Consider the following 15,536-nt stretch of genomic DNA (forward strand, 5'->3'; position numbering starts at 1 on the left):
CCGGGTCTTCACCCGGTCGGCCGCGGTCGGGCGGAAGCCGACGCGGGCACGGCCACAGGTCACCCGAGGGACGGCGCCGACCGACGGAACACACGCCCCTTTCCTAGATGCTCTAGGATTCACCCTAGACATCCAAGGAGGTGGGCCTGTGGCCCGGGCGGGGATCACCGTCGAGCGGCTGGTGGCGGCCGCCGCGGAGCTGGCGGACGAGGTCGGTTTCGAGCACGTCGGCATCTCCGCGCTGGCCCGCCGCTTCGGCGTCAAGGACGCGAGTCTGTACTCGCACGTCCGCAGTCTCCAGGACCTGCGCACCCGCCTCGCCCTGTACGCGGGCGGCGAGCTGATCGACCGGATCGCGGCGGCCGTGGCCGGGCGGGCGGGCAAGGAGGCGCTGACGGCGTTCGCCGGTGCCTACCGGGACTACGCCCTGGAGCACCCGGGCCGGTACGCGGCCACGCAGATCCGCATCGACCAGGCCCTGATCGCCGACTCCCCCGCGCTGCGCCGCACCGCCGAGATCACCTACGGCATGCTGCGCGCGTACGGCCTGGAGGAACCCGACCTCACCGACGCCGTGCGCCTGCTGCGCAGCACCTTCCACGGTTACTGCGTCCTGGAGAGCGCGGGCGGCTTCGGCGCGGAGCGGGACGTACGGGCCTCCTGGGACAAGGCGGTCGACGCCCTGCACCTCGCCCTCGCACACTGGCCCCGGGAGACGGACGACGATGACTGACACGCCGTACCACGACGTCACGGGCAGCGGTCCCGTGCTGCTGCTCGTGCCGGGCGGGGCCGGGCACCCGATGGGCCTCGGGCCGCTGACCGAGCGGCTCGCGACCCGCTTCACCGTGGTGACGTACGACCCGCTGGGCCTCGCGCACGGCCGGCTCGGGCGGCCGGTACCCGAGCAGCGGGTGGCGGACTGGAGCGAGGGGGCGCGGCGGGTGCTGGAGGCAGTGCTGCCCGAGGGCGAGTCGGCGTGTGTGTTCGGCACCAGCTCCGGCGGCATCGCGGTCCTGGACCTGCTGGCCCGGTACCCCGAGCGGCTGGCGCACGTGGTGGCGCACGAGCCGCCCTGCGTGACGGTCCTGCCGGACGGGGAAGCGCTGCGGGAGGGGCTGATCGGGCAGCTGGACGGGCCCGGACGGCCGCCCGCCGAGGGAGAGTCGGCGACCCCGACGGGTGTCTTCCTGGCCCGTGTCCTGCGTCCGTTCAGCCGGTACGCGCCCACGGTCACCCCGCCCCCGGGCCGGCTCACGATCGCCGTCGGCGCCGCCTCACGCGGTCAGCTCCTGGACCGCACGGCCCGGTTCCTCGCCGAACGGCTGGGCAGCGCCTGTGCCGAGTTCCCGGGCGGGCACCTCGGCACGCTGGATCATCCCGAGGAGTTCGCGGACGTGCTCGCCGAGACGCTGCGTTCGAGCGCGCGCACGTCGGCGTAGGAGGGGGTGGTACCGCCCGGGGCGCGGCCGGCCGCGATGTCGGCCACCGCGTCCAGGGCCGCGCCGAGCGCCCTGCGGTAGAGCAGCGAGCCCAGGCTGACCCGGCCCACGCCGAGGTCGGCCAGGCGGGCGAGCGGGGGACCGGTGGGCGAGTAGAGCACGTTGAGCGGGACGGCGGTGTGCCGGACGAGGGCCGCGATCCGCTCCGGATCGGTCAGGCCCGGCACGAACACCCCGTCCGCGCCGGCCTCCTGATAGGCGTCGAGCCGGCGCAGGGTGTCCCGCTCGTCGCCCCGGCCCGCCCAGTGGGTGTCGGTGCGGGCGTTGACGAACAGGCCCGGTACGGCCGCCTTCACGGCCGCGATCTTCGCCGCGTGCCGGTCCGCCGGGCCCAGGCCGTCCTCCAGGTTGACGCCGACGGCCCCCGCCGCCCACAACTCCCTCGCGAGTTCGGCGACGTCGTCGGGGTCCTCGCTGAAGCCGTTCTCGGCGTCGACCGAGAGGAGAGACGGCCCGGAGCCGAGGATCAGGGCGAGGCGCACGGTGTGCTCGCGGGTCGCGGCCTCCCCGTCGGGCAGGCCGACGGCCGCCGCCACCGCCAGGCTCGTCGTGCCGACCGCCGGGAACCCCCGGGCGGCGAGGGCGGCGGCCGAGGCGTGGTCCCAGGCGTTGGGCAGCAGCAGCGGCTCGCCGGGACGGCGGTGAAGCGCCGCGAAGGAGGAAGCGGCGGAGGCGGAGCATACGGCGGGAGCGGCAGCGGTGGCGGCCGGGGTGGCAGCGGTGGCGGCCGGGGTGGCAGCGGCGGAGGCCGGGGTGGCAGCGGCGGAGGCAGCGGTGGAGGCAGCGTAGGGGGCGGGGGTGGCAGCGGCGGCGGGGGCGGGCTCTGCGGTCATGCGGCCACGCTAGGTCCCTGTCGTTGCGGTGCCCGCCGAAACGTCCGCGGAGATCGCCGGTCCGGGGCGGCGGCGCCGCTCACCCGGGCGCCACGGACCACGACGGCTCCGCGGACCGCCCGTCCGACGCCGTGAACCGGAAGACGGCCACCGGGCCCGCCGCCCAGGTCACCCGAACCTCGTGGCCCGCGTGAGCGTCGTCGGCCCCCCGCACCGCCACGGACACCAGCTCGGTGAGGGGCAGCGGATCCGGCTCCCCGGTGAGCCGGGCGAGCGCCACGAACAGCGTGGGCCCCCTCTCCCCGGTCACCCCCGTCAGCTCCGCCGACAGGCCGGTGACCGGCACGAGTTCGGCCCGTACGCCCGGCCCGGCCGGCCAGCCCGTCACGCGCACCGGCGTCCCGGGGGCCGCGCCCGCCACCAGATGGGCCCGCACCTCCACGGCGCCCCGGACGGCCACCAGACTGGTGACCGCACTCCCGGCGCCCCCGGTGTGCCGGGAGGCGATCCACCCCTCACCCGTGCCGAGCGGCTCGATCTCCGTACGGCCCGGATCGCCGCCGACGATCACGCTGTTGTCGTACGACGGCACGGGCGCGGTGGCCGTCGAGTAGGCGAGCCGGGTGTAGCAGGGGTCGTAGCGGACGTCCTCGCTGCCGTGGTTGTGCAGCCGGACCAGACCGTCCGAGCGGGTCGACTGCAGCAGCCAGTTGGGCGACGGCACGGGGTGTGCCCGGTCCGCGCGGTCGGCCGGGGCCGGTTCCTCCCGCGCCGTCCACACCTCGTGCCCGGGCGGCAGCAGCAGACCGAGAAAGCCCTTGCCGGCCCAGTACGGGGAGGCGGGACCCGAGTAGTTCTGCACGAGCGAGGTGTCGGGGCCGAGCCAGCCGAGGGGCAGCAGGCCCCGCTCGTCGACCGCGCCTCCGTCGAGGAAGTAGCGCAGCGCGCCGGAGGCCAGCCGCCGTGTCTCCCCCGGCGGCAGCGGGGTGTGTCCGGTCAGTGCACCGAGCCACAGGGGGGCCGTCGTCGCGAAGCGGTAGGTGAGGGAGCGGCCCTGGCGCAGGGGTGCTCCGTCGGCGCCGAAGAGGCGGGCGTAGTCGGCGAGGTGGCGCGAGAGCCGGCGGCCGTAGTGGGAGAGCAGGTCCTCGTCGTCCGCGAGCCAGGCGTGCAGGACCGGGTAGAGGTGCATGGCCCAGCCGTTGTAGTAGTCGAACTTGCGGCCGTCGCCGTCCGTGTACCAGCCGTCGCCGACGTACCAGTCCTCGATCCGCCGCAACCCGCGGTCGATGGCCTTGCGCGCCGCTTCCTCCCGGTGGCCGATCTCCGCGAGGAAGCCGCCGACGGTGACCGGGAACAGCTCCCAGTTGCACGGCCAGGGCTCGGCGGTGAGGGCGTCCGCGAGCCAGTCGGCGGTCCGCTCGCGCACCGCGTCGTCCAGGCGGTCCCACAGCAGCGGCCGGGTGAGCCGCAGGGCGAGCGCGATCGAGGCCGCCTCCACCAGCGGCTGGCTGCGGTCGGTGACACGCGGCCAGACCCCGCCGGGACCGGCCGCGAGGCCCTCGGCGTACCGGCCGAGCACGGTCTCGTCACGCCGGAAGGCGGCCGGCAGCAGCGTGCGCGCGTACCCCTCCAGGCCGTCGGAGAGGTGTCCGGAGCGGCTCACGTGGTCGCCGGGCAGGTGGTAGAGGGCGCGGTCGGGGGTGGCGTACGGCTCGACGGCCGCGAGCAGCGCGTCGGCGGCGGCCTCCCAGTGGGCACGGGTGTATCCGGTGTACGGGCTCGACACACGGTCGTCGGCGGGCAGTTCGATCACGGCGGTGGCTGTCCTTCCTGGCGGAACCCGGAGCGCCCCGGTTCCGGTCGGAGCGCTCCGGGAGTTCGTCCCGCTCGGTCATTCCCGGCGAGAAAGCGAAGGCTCTTTCGTGGCAGCGGTTCGCACCGGACCGACCCGTCAGGGGGCGGCGCGTTCGTCGTACTCCTGCTGGGCGGCCTGGATGGCGGCGATGTTCGCCTGCGACCAGTCGGTGACGGTCTGGACCAGTCCGCCCAGCTGCCGGCCCAGTCCGGTCAGCCGGTACTCCACGCGCGGCGGCACGGTCGGATACACCCGGCGGTCGAGCAGGCCCGCGCGCTCCAGCGCGCGCAGGGTCCCCGTCAGCACCTTCGGCGTCACGCCGTCCAGGCGCCGGCGCAGTTCCGCGAACCGCATGGGCCGCCCGTCCTCGAGCGCCACCAGGACCAGCATGGTCCACTTGCCCGCGATCAGTTCGAGCACGGCGCGGGTGGGGCAGTCGCGGAGGAAGATCTCCACACCGCCGTGCTTTCTCAGGTCGAAGCCGGTATCCACGAGGAACCTCGATATCAGACAAGTGCCTTCTTCCGCAGGGTCGTCGCCCGGCCCGAGCATGGAACGCACCGCGATCCCCTGCCGAGGAGTCCTGATGTCCGCCCGTATGCACGCCATCGTCCAGTCCGAGTTCGGCGGCCCGGAGGTGCTCACCCACACCGAGACCGATGTTCCGGAACCCGGTCCCGGAGAGGTGCTGCTGCGGGTCGCCGGGGCCGGGGTCAACCCGGGTGACGCCGTGCTCCGCTCCGGCCGCGTGCCGGAACTGGTGACTCTGCCGTGGACGCCGGGCAACGACGTGTCCGGCGTCGTCGAGCGGGCCGGGGAGGGGGTGACACGGTTCGTGCCGGGCGACGAGGTGTACGGCATGCTGGCCGTCACCCGGCACGGCGCGTACGCCGAGTTCACCTCCGTACCGGCCGACGCGCTGGCCGTCGCGCCCGGGAACCTGGACCTGGCGCACGCGGGAGCCGTACCTCTGGTCGCGGTCACCGCCTGGCAGGCGCTGGCCGTGCTGGCACGGGTCCGGCCCGGCGACCGGGTGCTGGTGCACGCGGCGGCGGGCGGCGTCGGTCATGTCGCGGTGCAGCTGGCCAAGGAGTTCGGGGCCCATGTCGTCGGCACCGCGCGGGCGGCCAACCACGACTTCCTGCGCGGGCTGGGCGCCGACGAACTGATCGACCACACCACCACCGACTTCCGGACCGCCGTGGCTCCGGTGGACACGGTCCTGGACCTGGTCGGCGGCGCCTACGGGCCCCGGTCCCTCGACGTGCTGCGGCCGGGCGGCCTGCTCGTCGGCGCCTCGATCGACCCGGGCACGGACGAGCGGCAGGCCGCCGCCCGCGGCCTGCGCTACACGTGGGTGACGGCCGAGCCCTCCGGGGAGCTGCTGGAGCGGATCACCGAGCGCATCGAGGCGGGTCGGCTGCGGATCTCGGTCCGGCACGTCCATCCGCTGGCCGAAGCGGCCGAGGCCCACCGCAGGATCGAGGAGAAGCGCACCACCGGCAAGATCGTCCTCGTGCCGTGACCCGGCCGAAGGTGTTCTCGCTGTTGTGGTCCTCGCCGAACCAGTAGGAGCAGGCGCCGGCTTCGACGACTCCGCCGCCGTGGGCGTGCACGGGGTCGCCCCAGCAGGACCGCGTACGCGCGTCTCGTCTCACGCACCCTCCCGCACGGAGTCGGCGACGGGCACGCCGAAGTCCGGGGTGCCGTCCGGCTTCCAGCCGAGTCTCTGGATCCGGGTGTGCCGGTTGGGGTCGTACAGCGGGTCGCCGGTGATCTCCTCGTACTGGCGGGCGTGGTAGACGAGGACGTCGGTGCGGCCGTCCTCGGCGACGGTGAAGCAGTTGTGGCCGGGACCGTACTGCCGGGTGGTGTCGTTGCTGGTGAAGACCGGGACCGGTGACTTGGCCCAGCTTCGCGCGTCCATCAGGTCGCTGCCGGCGTCGGCGGTCAGCAGGCCCACGCAGTAGTGCCGGTCGGTGGCACTGGCCGAGTAGGTGAGGAAGACGCGGCCGTTGCGCCGCAGGACGGACGGGCCCTCGTTGACCCGGTAGCCCACGCACTCCCAGTCGTACTCGGGCGTGGAGAGCCGGACCTGGGGTCCGGTCAGCGTCCACGGGCCGGCCATCCGGGAGATCCACAGCGCGGTGTTGTTGTCCATGCCGGGCTCGTGCTGGGCCCAGACCAGGTAGCGGGTGCCGCGGTGCCGGAAGGTGGTGGCGTCCAGCGAGAAGGTCTCCCAGGCGGTCCTGATCCGGCCCCGCTCCACCCATGTGCCCCGGAAGGGGTCGTGATGGGCGTTCTCCAGCACCCAGATGCGGATGGCCCACACGTCCTCGGCGGGGGCCGAGGCGAAGTAGATGTACCACTTGCCGTCGATCCGGTGCAGTTCGGGCGCCCAGATGTGGGCACCCATCGGACCCGTCGGGTGCGCCCGCCAGAGCACCGACTCGGGAGCCGTGGCGAGGCCGTTAAGGGTCCGGGCGCGGCGCAGCACGATGCGGTCGTACTCGGGGACGGTCGCCGTGAAGTAGTAGTGGCCGTCGGTGTGGCGGGTGATGTGCGGGTCGGCCCGCTGGCGGACGAGGGGATTGGCGTAGGGGGCCGTCTTCGGCGCGGCGGGGGCGGCCTGGGCCGTGGCGGGGGTGAGGGCCAGGGCGCCGGCGGCGAGCGCGGCGCCCTTGAGCACCGCTCTGCGGCCGGGGGCTTCGGGCAGGTCGTGGTCGCGGCTCATGCGGACTGCCTCTCGGTGGGGGTCGACGAGCGTGGGGAACAGCGAGCGGGTGCGGGCGTGGGGACGACGAGCAGGTCCGACGACAACGGCAATGTTCGGGATTTCGATCACCATCTGTGATTCCGAACGCCGAAAAAGGTAAGGGCGTGCCACCGGAGGGTCAATGGGGCGATCGAGAGGAGACGAGGGAAGCGAACGGCCCGGCACGCCCGCCCCCCCTCCTCACCTGCTGGACACCCGGACCGCGCGCGTTCCGCTTCGACTAGCGTCGGGACATGACCAGCGACACCTCCCCCCGCCTCGCCGACGCCCTCGCCACCGGGACGGTCGTGCTCGACGGCGGCCTGTCCAACCAGCTGGAGTCGGCCGGGCACGACCTGAGCGACGAGCTGTGGTCGGCGCGGCTGCTCGCCGAGCGGCCCGAGGCGATCACCGAGGCCCACCTCGCCTACTTCCTCGCGGGCGCGAGCGTGGCGATCACGTCCAGCTACCAGGCCACTTTCGAGGGCTTCGCCAGGCGCGGCCTCGGCCGCGAGGAAGCCGCGCGGCTGCTCGCCTCCAGCGTGGAGCTGGCCCGCACGGCGGCCGGGCGCGCGGCGGACGCGGGCGTCGGACGGCCGCTGTGGGTGGCGGCCTCGGTCGGGCCGTACGGGGCGATGCTCGCCGACGGCTCCGAGTACCGGGGCCGGTACGGGCTGAGCGTGGCCGAGCTGGAGCGGTTCCACCGGCCCCGGATCGAGGTGCTGGCCGCCGCCGCGCCGGACGTCCTGGCGCTGGAGACGGTCCCGGACGCCGACGAGGCCGCCGCGCTGCTGCGAGCGATACGGGGGCTGGGGGTGCCGGCCTGGCTGTCGTACACCGTCGACGGCCCTCGGACCCGGGCCGGCCGGCCCCTGGAGGAGGCGTTCGCTCTCGCCGCCGACGCGGACGAGGTGATCGCGGTCGGCGTGAACTGCTGTGCGCCGGCGGACGTCGGACCCGCCGTGGAGATCGCGGCCCGGGTCACCGGCAAACCGGTCGTGGTCTACCCGAACAGCGGCGAGGGCTGGGACGCCCGGACGCGCGCCTGGCAGGGGCGTACGACGTTCAGCGCCGCGGAGATCACGGCGTGGCGCGAGGCGGGGGCGCGGTTGATCGGAGGCTGCTGCCGGGTGGGGCCGGAGGCGATCGCCGCCATGGCGCGGGTGGTCTGAGCGGCGCGAGCCCCTCGTGGCGGGCGGCCCGTCCGGTCAGTGACGCAGGGCGCCCACCGAGCGGCGCAGCCGGCGCATCGCGGCGGCCAGTTCGATGCCGGGGGCACGGGGTACGAAGGCGCGCGGCGGTTCCGGGACGGTGGGCGCGGCCGACCACAGGGCGAGCTCCGCGTCCCGGGGACCGTGGGCGAGGTCCGCGGCATCGACGTCGAAGATCCGTACCGGATGCGAGGCGTCCCAGGCCGGCCAGCCGGGGTCCCCGGTCGTCGCGAACCGCACCCAGGCGGCGTGCATGACGTCGCACAGTTCCTGCGGGGCGCCCTCGCCGGCCAGCTTCTTCGACTCGGGCGCGTCCCCGGTGCCGAAGACGAAGCCCAGTTCCAGGGCGTGGCAGGAACCCAGGCCGGGGAGGCGGGAGGGCCAGGCGAACTCGTACAGGTAGGAGCTGCCGGGGCGGGCGTCGGCGAGCCGGTGCAGCGGCCCCCGCAGCAGGTGGTCCGTGACCATCTGGCCGACGATCTCGGCGGCACCGGCGTCGGGGTGCAGGGCGCGGTAGCCGCGGGGAACCTCGTGACCGGCGTGGCAGCGGGCCATGGCCCCGGCCAGGGCGACGGCACCGAGCCGGTCGACGCGTTCCAGCAGTCCCCCGGGCACCAGCCACAGCCGGTACTCGTCCCGGGTCCAGCCCATGAGCAGCTCGACGTCCCGGGCGGCGGTGCCCTCGGTCAGCGCCTTCAGCGGGTCGCCGGGCACCAGGTCGCCGTCCACGACGATGCCGAACGCGGGTCCGCCCAGCACCGGGCTGCTGAGCCGGCCGGCCTCGGCCTGGGTGCGCAGCAGCAGTTCCCGGTCGACGGTGGCGAACGCCTCGGCGGTGGCGGGGATCCGGAGCCGGGTGGCCATGCGGCGCACCATCCGCCGCACCTTGTCGCGCTCGGAGACCTCGGGCGGGCCGCTCTGCAGCACGGCCCGCCGGATCAGGCCCTGCGTCTGGGGCGCGGCGAGCAGGGCGCCGGCGCTGATGGCGCCGGCCGACTGGCCGCACAGGGTGATCCGGCCGGGATCACCGCCGAAGGCCCCGATCGTCTCGTACACCCAGCGCAGGGCGGCGAGCTGGTCGCGCAGGCCGGGGTTCGGGGGCGCGTCCGGGAACAGTCCGTAGCCCTCGACCCCCAGCCGGTAGTTGACCGAGACGCAGACGATCCCGTCGCGCGCGAACGCGCTGCCGTCGTACACCGGCACGGCCGAGGAGCCCCTGGTCAGAGCGCCGCCGTGCAGCCAGACCAGCACGGGGAGCCGGGCGCCCGGCCCCGGCTCGGGGGTCCAGACGTTGAGGTTGAGACAGTCGTCACCGGGGATGACCGGGTCGGACAGGTACGGGGCGAACGCCTCGGAGTACGGCGGTTTCGGCGCGGTCGGCCCGAAGGCACCGGCGTCCCGCACCCCGTCCCAGGGCTCGGGCGGCACGGGCGGGCGGAACCGGCGGGGGCCGAAGGGCGGAGCAGCGTACGGAATGCCCCGGAAGACCGCGATCCCCCGCTCGTACCGGCCGCGCACGGCCCCGTGGGGCGTTCCGACCACGGGGCCCGTCTGGTCTGCCGTCATCGCCCACCAGCCCTTCGCCGCGCTCCTGCGCCCGCGCGTACCAGCACGGCGGCGCGGTGCACCGTTCATTTCAGAGCACCACAGGGCGCCGAGGTATTCCGGTGCAGGGGCCGCTCGCTGGGCCGTTCGGTGTACCCCGGCCACGTGCCGTACCTCTCGGTCACGTCGCGTGCACCCCGGCTGCCGCGCGTGGGGCCCGGGTCGCCGGGCCCGGCTGGTCGCGGCCGCCGGACCCGGGGGGCGCGCCGTCACGTCCCGTGCCTGACGGGCGTGTTCGGTCCGCCGGGGTGCGTGGGTGCGGCACCGGGGGCGAGTACGTGCGGCTCGCGGGCTTCGACGAGACCAGCGCCCGGCCACGCATGCACGAACTGCCGGACCTGCCCGAGCGTGGACGGGCCCCGCTCCGCCCGCCGACCACGATGTTCGTGCGCTCCGACCGGAGGGCGCTCGGGGTGTGCGCGGCCCCACCGGCCAACTGCGTGACATGGGCGGCCCGTTCGGGCGCGGAACGGTGACGCGGCCCGACGGGGCTCGTTCGCCGGTCATGAACCACACCACGCGTACCGCAGGGGCCCTCGCCGGGACGGCAGTCGCCCTGGTCACCGCCTACGGCACGGCCCACGCCGCCTGCCACACCCTCGCCCCCGGACAGCAGCGCGCCACCGTCGCCGGGCCCGCCGACGAACACGACCCGAAGGAGGACGTCGAGGTCGACGAGAACGGCCGCCCCGACCTCATGGAGGACTGAACCCGGCGGCACCGGTCGCACGACGACGGCCGGGCACCGCCCGCCACGGGGTGCCCGGCCGTCGTCCTGTCCGGGTGCTCCTCAGTCCTCCTCGCCCCGGCCGGTGGCGGCCTGCCGCTCGCCCTGGCCGGTGGCGTCCTGACCGGTGACGCCCTGCCCCTCACCCCGGCCGGTGGCGTCCTGGCCCTCACCCTGGCCGGTGGCGTCCTCCTCGTCCCGGCCGGCGCCGGCGAGGGCCTCCACCACGTCCACGGCGCTGCCGTCGTGGTCGCTGCCGGCGGTGCCACTGCCGTTCTGGACGTTGGCCGCGCGATCGATCTCGAGCCAGGAGTCGGCGTGCGAGTTGTCGACCACCGTGATCAGGCTTCCGGACGCGCCCACGGGCGCGGCACCGGCCCCGAGCAGCGCGGCCGCCGCCACCGCCGCGAGCCCCAGCCGGGACACGGCACCGGTCACACGCCCACGCCCTCGGGGGTGAGCCGCTCGGGGGCGATGTTGCGCTCCAGCAGGCTGGTGGAGGCCTTCACGCCGATCCCGCTCGCGGGATCCACCTCCGGCAGCCGGCCGTCCGCCGCCTTCAGGCCGGAGAGCGCGGAGTCCATCGCCTCGTGCGCGGCGAACAGGCACGGGGTGCTGTAGATGGCGACGTCCACGCCGAGGTCGGACAGTTCACCGAGGGACAGGCGGGGGGACTTGCCGCCGGCGATCTGGTTGAACAGCAGCGGCTTGTCCCCGACGACCTTCCGGATCCGCTCGATCCACTCGACGCTGCGCACCCCGTCGACCAGGACGACGTCGGCGTCGGTGGCGGCCAGCCGCTCGGCGCGGTGCAGGATGTCGTGCTCGTCGGTGGCGTCCGTACGGGCGACGACGACCAGGTCCTTGCGGGTCTCCAGGACCTTGTGCAGCTTCTCCAGGTACTCCTCCAGGGGCAGCACCTGCTTGCCGTCGGCGTGGCCGCAGCGGCGGGGCCGCTTCTGGTCCTCCAGGATCACCCCGGAGGCGCCGATGCGTTCCAGTCCCTCGACGACATGACAGGCGACCTCGGGGTCGACGTACCCGTCGTCGATGTCGACCAGCAGATGGTGGTGCGGGAACGCGCCCCGCAGCCGCTGGACGAAGGCCACCATGTCGGGCCAGGCGATGAATCCGATGTCCGGCAGCCCGTAGTACGAGGCCGCGAACCCGAAGCCCGATACGAACATCCCGTCGTAGTGCTTGGCCGCGATCGACGCCGAGTACATGTCGTACACGCCGATCAGCGGTGTGGTCCCGGGCCCGGCGATGCGCTCGCGCAGCTTCTTCCCGTAAGTCAAGGTCCGGCTCCTCCTGTGGGTGGGTGACGCGGGGCGGGAGGGCCACGCGTCTCGACGCCCTTTGCCAAGACAAGAGCATCTCTAGATAGTCACGTGACCTTCCTCCTACGCGAGCTTTACTCACCCCAATGGCGGAACCGGTTCACCGCAGAAACGTCACTGGGCGAGCCGGAACGCCCGGCCCAGCCCCCGTTCGGTCGAGCCGGGACGACCGGTGGCGGACCGGCCGGTGCCGCAGGGTCGCCCGGTCGCCCGGTGGGCACTCCGCTCAACCGCCCTCGCCCACGCTGTTGTCGGGCGCTCCGTCGCCGTACGACGGGAGGTCACCGCGCTCCACGGGGGCCGTCGCGGTGCGGGCCGGCGGCAGCAGTCCGGTGAGTTCCGCCGGGGCGGGCCGGTGGACGGCGTCCCCGGCCCTGCGGAGCACCCCGGGCGTCACCTTCTCGCCGTAGATCCGCACCACCTGCCCCTTCGCCGGAGCCACGCAGACATAGCCGGCGGGGCAGTCGTCGGGACTGCCCCGCTCGGCGTAGAGGTGGAGTACGGATCCGCTCTTCGCCCAGTACGAGACGGAGAACCCGTCGTCCCCGTTCACCCCGATGGACTGCTGCGCGAGCGTGTAGCCGGGCACGTCGGTGAGGTAGGCGAGTTCCGGAGCGATACCCAACGAGCGCAGCCGCGCGTCGAGTTCGCTCCGGTCCGTGGCCGTGGGCGCGGGCTTCCCGGTGACGGCGGCGTCCGCCGTCGCGGTGGCGGTGGCGGACGCCGGCTCTCGGGCATCGTCGGTATCCGCCTTCTCGGTGCCGCACGCCGTGAGCAGCGCGGGCAGGAGCAGGAGCGGCGGCAGGGCGCGTACGGTACGGATCATGCGCCCATGGTGCCGCAGAGGCGTTCCGCGGGGCGGTGCCGATCCCGTAACCTCTGGCGATGAACGCCATTCCGCCGCTGTTGGACCATCTCGTCCTCGTCACACCCGACTTGGACGCGACGGTCGCGGAGTTCGCGCGCCGGACCGGGGTCGTGCCGGTGCCGGGCGGGGTGCACCCCGGGCTGGGCACCCGCAATCACCTGGTGGGGCTGGGCGGCCGGAGCTATCTGGAGATCCTCGGACCCGATCCGCAGCAGCCCGGACCCGCCGGGCCGCGGCCGTTCGGCGCCGACCGGCCGGCCGGGCCCACCGTGTCGGCCTGGGCGATCAGCCCGCCCGACCTGGACGCGACGGTCGCGCGGGCGCGGGCGCGGGGCCATGACCCGGGACCGGTACGGCCGATGAGCCGCCGCACTCCGGACGGGACCGTGCTGCGGTGGCGGCTGACGGACGCCGGGCCGGGGTCCGCCTCGGAACTGGTGCCGTTCCTCATCGACTGGGGCGACTCCCGGCACCCGGCCGCCTCGGGTCTGCCCGTCGCCCCGCTGCTGGCGGTGTCGGCCTCGGCCCCCGACCCGGACGAGGTCCGCCGCCCGCTGGCAGCCCTGGGCACCTCGCTGGTGCTCACCACCGGACCGGCCGCGCTCTGCTTCACCGTGGACACCCCGAACGGCCCGGTCACCTTCGGCTGACCCCGCGGACGCGCGCCCGCAGCGCCGCACCCCCGGCGGCGCCCCGGCACGGACCGGCGCCAGGAAGCACGCCACACATTTGAACATGTTCAATTGCGCCTCTAGTATCGGGCCCCTCGCCGTCGCGCGGAGGAGGGGGCATGGGCACGGAGGAGAGGACCGGCACGAGCGGAGTCCGGCACGGACTCGGGCAACTGGTGCGGTTCGGGGTGGTCCAGGCCCGCGCCTGCGCCTTCGCCGTGGCGCTGCTGGCCGGGATCGGCGCCTCCCGGCTGCTGCCCCCGCTGCCCGTGGCACGCTACGACCTGGTCCTGGCCTACGGCGTGCTGCTCACGCTCGTCGCCCGCCGGATGGGCTGGGAGACCCGGCGGGACACCGCCGTGATCGCCGCGTGCCACGTGCTGGGCCTGCTGTTCGAGCTGGTCAAGGTGCGTCTGGGGTCGTGGAGCTACCCGGAGGACGCCCTCACCAAGGTCGCCGGGGTCCCGCTGTACGGAGGCTTCATGTACGCGGCGGTCGCCAGTTACGTCTGCCGGGCCCGCCGCCTGATGCGGCTGCGCTACACCCGCTACCGCGCCGCCGCCACGACCGTGGTGGCCGCCGCCGTCTACCTCAACTTCTTCACCCACCACTGGATACCCGACCTGCGCTGGCCACTCGCCCTGGCGATGACCGTCGCGACCGCCGGCACCTGGGTGGGCTTCAGTGTGGGCGCTCACCGCTACCGCATGCCCCTGGCCGTCGCCTTCGTGCTGATCGGCTTCTTCCTGTGGGTCGCCGAGAACGCCGCCACCTACGCGGGCGCCTGGAGCTACCCCCAACAGCTCGGCGGCTGGCAGCCGGTGCCGCTGACCAAGTTCGCCGCCTGGTCCCTGCTGATCAGCGTGACGTTCGTCCTCGCCGAGCACCTGGCGCGCGGCCCGGACCGCCACGCGCGGCGCCCGGAACCCGGGCGGCGCCCGCCGCCGGTGTCCGACCCCTTCAAGACCGGCTGACCGGGCCGCTCCAGGGCGATGCGCAGCGTACGCCGCCACCGTCAGTGGTCGGCTTCGGACGTGTTCCCCGGGGCGCGACGGAAGTCGGGGCGGCGCGGGGCCGGTCCGCACACTCGGCGGCTCCTCGATTTCTTGGACACCTGTCCATGTATTCTGGACACCTGTCCATAAAATTCGAGGAGTGGGACTGCGATGGAGACGACCGCGAAGGTTCTGGTCGGCCTGGTGGCCGCGTTGCACGCATACATCCTGGTGCTGGAGATGTTCCTGTGGGAGAAGAAGCCGGGCCGCGCGCTCTCCGGTTTCGATGCGGCCATGGCCCGTGCGACCGCGCCGCTGGCCGCGAACCAGGGCCTCTACAACGGCTTCCTGGCGGCGGGGCTGGTCTGGGGGCTGATCGCCGGGGATCCGACGGGGTTCCGGGCCCAGGTCTTCTTCCTCGCCTGCGTGCTCGTCGCCGGCCTGTACGGCGGCATCACCGCCAACCGGCGCATCCTCCTCGCCCAGGCGCTGCCCGGGGCGTTGGCACTGGCCGCGGTCCTGGCGGCGCGGTGACCACGCCTCCGGGGGATCCCCGTACGGCCAGGACCCGGGCCAAGCTGCGCGGGGCGCTGTGGGAGGAGTGCGCCCTGCGCCCGCTGGCCGAGGTCAGCGTCGCCGCGGTGGTGCGCCGGGCCGGGGTCGGCCGTGCCACGTTCTACGTCCACTACCCCGACCTGGAAGCGCTGGCCGTCGACGCCTGCGCCGATGTGGTCCGTGACGCCGTGGACGCCCTGCACGCCTGGCGCGGCACCCCCGACCCCGCCGCTCCGCCGCCCGCCCTGCTCGCCTTCTTCGACGGCCTGGCCCCGCACGCCGAGCTCTACCGGGAACTGCTGCGCCCGGGCGGGGGTGGCCCGCTCGGCCTGGTACTCCACCGGGACCTGCGCGCCCGCAGCCACGCCGAACGCACTCTGGCCGGCGCGCCGGAGCCCGAGCTGGTCGCCTCGGCCGTGGCCGCGACCTTCACCGGGGTGCTCGCCGACTGGCTGCACGGCCTCGTCCAGGCCACCCCCGCCGAGATCACGCACCGGGTCTGGCGCCTGCTCGTCACCCTGCACCGCACCCCGCTGCCCTGACGGGCCGCCCCCACGGCTGTCGTCCACGGTGCGTTCCCCCGGTCCTCGCGGCACCCGCGCCGTCCGCGGCGGAGTGC

At 74.5% G+C, this 15,536-nt stretch carries 17 protein-coding genes; 9 read left to right on the forward strand and 8 right to left on the reverse strand.

The window, feature by feature from the left end; all coding sequences use genetic code 11:
• Positions 1 to 148: 148 nt before the first annotated feature.
• Together ACZ7KF_RS00675 and ACZ7KF_RS00680 are read left to right on the forward strand one after the other, a co-directional pair.
• The gene (locus tag ACZ7KF_RS00675; protein ID WP_471067765.1) at positions 149 to 733 is read left to right on the forward strand and encodes a TetR/AcrR family transcriptional regulator; all 585 of its coding nucleotides are present in this window, start codon (positions 149 to 151) and stop codon (positions 731 to 733) included.
• Positions 726 to 1,442 (forward strand): alpha/beta fold hydrolase, encoded by a 717-nt coding sequence (locus ACZ7KF_RS00680; RefSeq protein ID WP_471067767.1) that lies wholly within the window; start codon positions 726 to 728, stop codon positions 1,440 to 1,442. The genes ACZ7KF_RS00675 and ACZ7KF_RS00680 overlap by 8 nt, the downstream gene beginning before the upstream one ends.
• Here ACZ7KF_RS00680 and ACZ7KF_RS00685 read toward each other — a convergent pair.
• The 3 genes from ACZ7KF_RS00685 to ACZ7KF_RS00695 form a co-directional block, all read right to left on the reverse strand.
• Positions 1,376 to 2,335, reverse strand: coding sequence for an isocitrate lyase/PEP mutase family protein (locus ACZ7KF_RS00685; RefSeq protein WP_471067770.1), 960 nt, complete (start codon positions 2,333 to 2,335; stop codon positions 1,376 to 1,378). The two genes, ACZ7KF_RS00680 and ACZ7KF_RS00685, sit on opposite strands and share 67 nt — an antisense overlap.
• A 79-nt stretch (positions 2,336 to 2,414) precedes the next feature.
• Entirely contained in the window at positions 2,415 to 4,145 is a 1,731-nt protein-coding gene (locus tag ACZ7KF_RS00690; protein ID WP_471069548.1) for a DUF2264 domain-containing protein, read from the reverse strand.
• A gap of 141 nt (positions 4,146 to 4,286) precedes the next feature.
• Positions 4,287 to 4,682, reverse strand: coding sequence for a winged helix-turn-helix transcriptional regulator (locus ACZ7KF_RS00695; RefSeq protein ID WP_471067773.1), 396 nt, complete (start codon positions 4,680 to 4,682; stop codon positions 4,287 to 4,289).
• Positions 4,683 to 4,776: 94 nt separating this feature from the next.
• Here ACZ7KF_RS00695 and ACZ7KF_RS00700 point away from each other — a divergent pair, with 94 nt between their 5' ends.
• Complete coding sequence (locus ACZ7KF_RS00700) at positions 4,777 to 5,715, forward strand: NADP-dependent oxidoreductase (RefSeq protein WP_471067775.1); 939 nt, start codon at positions 4,777 to 4,779, stop codon at positions 5,713 to 5,715.
• Positions 5,716 to 5,844: 129 nt separating this feature from the next.
• Here ACZ7KF_RS00700 and ACZ7KF_RS00705 read toward each other — a convergent pair whose 3' ends face one another.
• Positions 5,845 to 6,924, reverse strand: coding sequence for a glycoside hydrolase family 43 protein (locus ACZ7KF_RS00705; protein WP_471067778.1), 1,080 nt, complete (start codon positions 6,922 to 6,924; stop codon positions 5,845 to 5,847).
• A gap of 275 nt (positions 6,925 to 7,199) precedes the next feature.
• Here ACZ7KF_RS00705 and mmuM point away from each other — a divergent pair, with 275 nt between their 5' ends.
• Positions 7,200 to 8,117, forward strand: a complete 918-nt coding sequence (gene mmuM, locus ACZ7KF_RS00710) for a homocysteine S-methyltransferase (protein ID WP_471067780.1) — start codon at positions 7,200 to 7,202, stop codon at positions 8,115 to 8,117.
• Positions 8,118 to 8,153: 36 nt separating this feature from the next.
• Here mmuM and ACZ7KF_RS00715 read toward each other — a convergent pair whose 3' ends face one another.
• A complete protein-coding gene (locus tag ACZ7KF_RS00715; RefSeq protein ID WP_471067782.1) occupies positions 8,154 to 9,722 on the reverse strand; it encodes a carboxylesterase/lipase family protein in 1,569 nt (522 codons plus the stop codon).
• Between the two features lie 544 nt (positions 9,723 to 10,266).
• On the opposite strand from ACZ7KF_RS00715, the gene ACZ7KF_RS00720 reads away from it, so the two are divergent.
• Positions 10,267 to 10,470 (forward strand): hypothetical protein, encoded by a 204-nt coding sequence (locus ACZ7KF_RS00720; protein WP_471067785.1) that lies wholly within the window; start codon positions 10,267 to 10,269, stop codon positions 10,468 to 10,470.
• 81 nt (positions 10,471 to 10,551) lie between these two features.
• Here ACZ7KF_RS00720 and ACZ7KF_RS00725 read toward each other — a convergent pair whose 3' ends face one another.
• The 3 genes from ACZ7KF_RS00725 to ACZ7KF_RS00735 all read right to left on the reverse strand — a co-directional run bounded on the left by ACZ7KF_RS00725 (position 10,552) and on the right by ACZ7KF_RS00735 (position 12,654).
• Positions 10,552 to 10,926, reverse strand: coding sequence for a hypothetical protein (locus tag ACZ7KF_RS00725; RefSeq protein WP_471067788.1), 375 nt, complete (start codon positions 10,924 to 10,926; stop codon positions 10,552 to 10,554).
• Complete coding sequence (locus ACZ7KF_RS00730; RefSeq protein ID WP_471067791.1) at positions 10,923 to 11,786, reverse strand: isocitrate lyase/PEP mutase family protein; 864 nt, start codon at positions 11,784 to 11,786, stop codon at positions 10,923 to 10,925. The genes ACZ7KF_RS00725 and ACZ7KF_RS00730 overlap by 4 nt, the downstream gene beginning before the upstream one ends.
• Before the next feature lie 268 nt (positions 11,787 to 12,054).
• Positions 12,055 to 12,654, reverse strand: a complete 600-nt coding sequence (locus tag ACZ7KF_RS00735; RefSeq protein WP_471067794.1) for a membrane lipoprotein — start codon at positions 12,652 to 12,654, stop codon at positions 12,055 to 12,057.
• A 59-nt stretch (positions 12,655 to 12,713) separates the two neighbouring features.
• Between ACZ7KF_RS00735 and ACZ7KF_RS00740 the strand changes: the two genes are divergently transcribed.
• From ACZ7KF_RS00740 to ACZ7KF_RS00755, 4 genes are all read left to right on the forward strand, one after another.
• Complete coding sequence (locus ACZ7KF_RS00740; protein ID WP_471067797.1) at positions 12,714 to 13,346, forward strand: VOC family protein; 633 nt, start codon at positions 12,714 to 12,716, stop codon at positions 13,344 to 13,346.
• Positions 13,347 to 13,486: 140 nt separating this feature from the next.
• On the forward strand, positions 13,487 to 14,341 hold the full coding sequence (locus ACZ7KF_RS00745) for a DUF817 domain-containing protein (protein ID WP_471067800.1): 855 nt from the start codon (positions 13,487 to 13,489) through the stop codon (positions 14,339 to 14,341).
• Positions 14,342 to 14,533: 192 nt separating this feature from the next.
• Positions 14,534 to 14,896, forward strand: a complete 363-nt coding sequence (locus ACZ7KF_RS00750; protein ID WP_471067802.1) for a DUF1304 domain-containing protein — start codon at positions 14,534 to 14,536, stop codon at positions 14,894 to 14,896.
• Positions 14,893 to 15,459: a TetR/AcrR family transcriptional regulator gene (locus ACZ7KF_RS00755; protein WP_471067805.1), complete on the forward strand. Its 567-nt coding sequence runs from the start codon at positions 14,893 to 14,895 to the stop codon at positions 15,457 to 15,459. The genes ACZ7KF_RS00750 and ACZ7KF_RS00755 overlap by 4 nt, the downstream gene beginning before the upstream one ends.
• The last annotated feature ends 77 nt before the right edge of the window (positions 15,460 to 15,536 follow it).

The sequence above is a fragment of the Streptomyces sp. NPDC038200 genome (assembly GCF_055600785.1).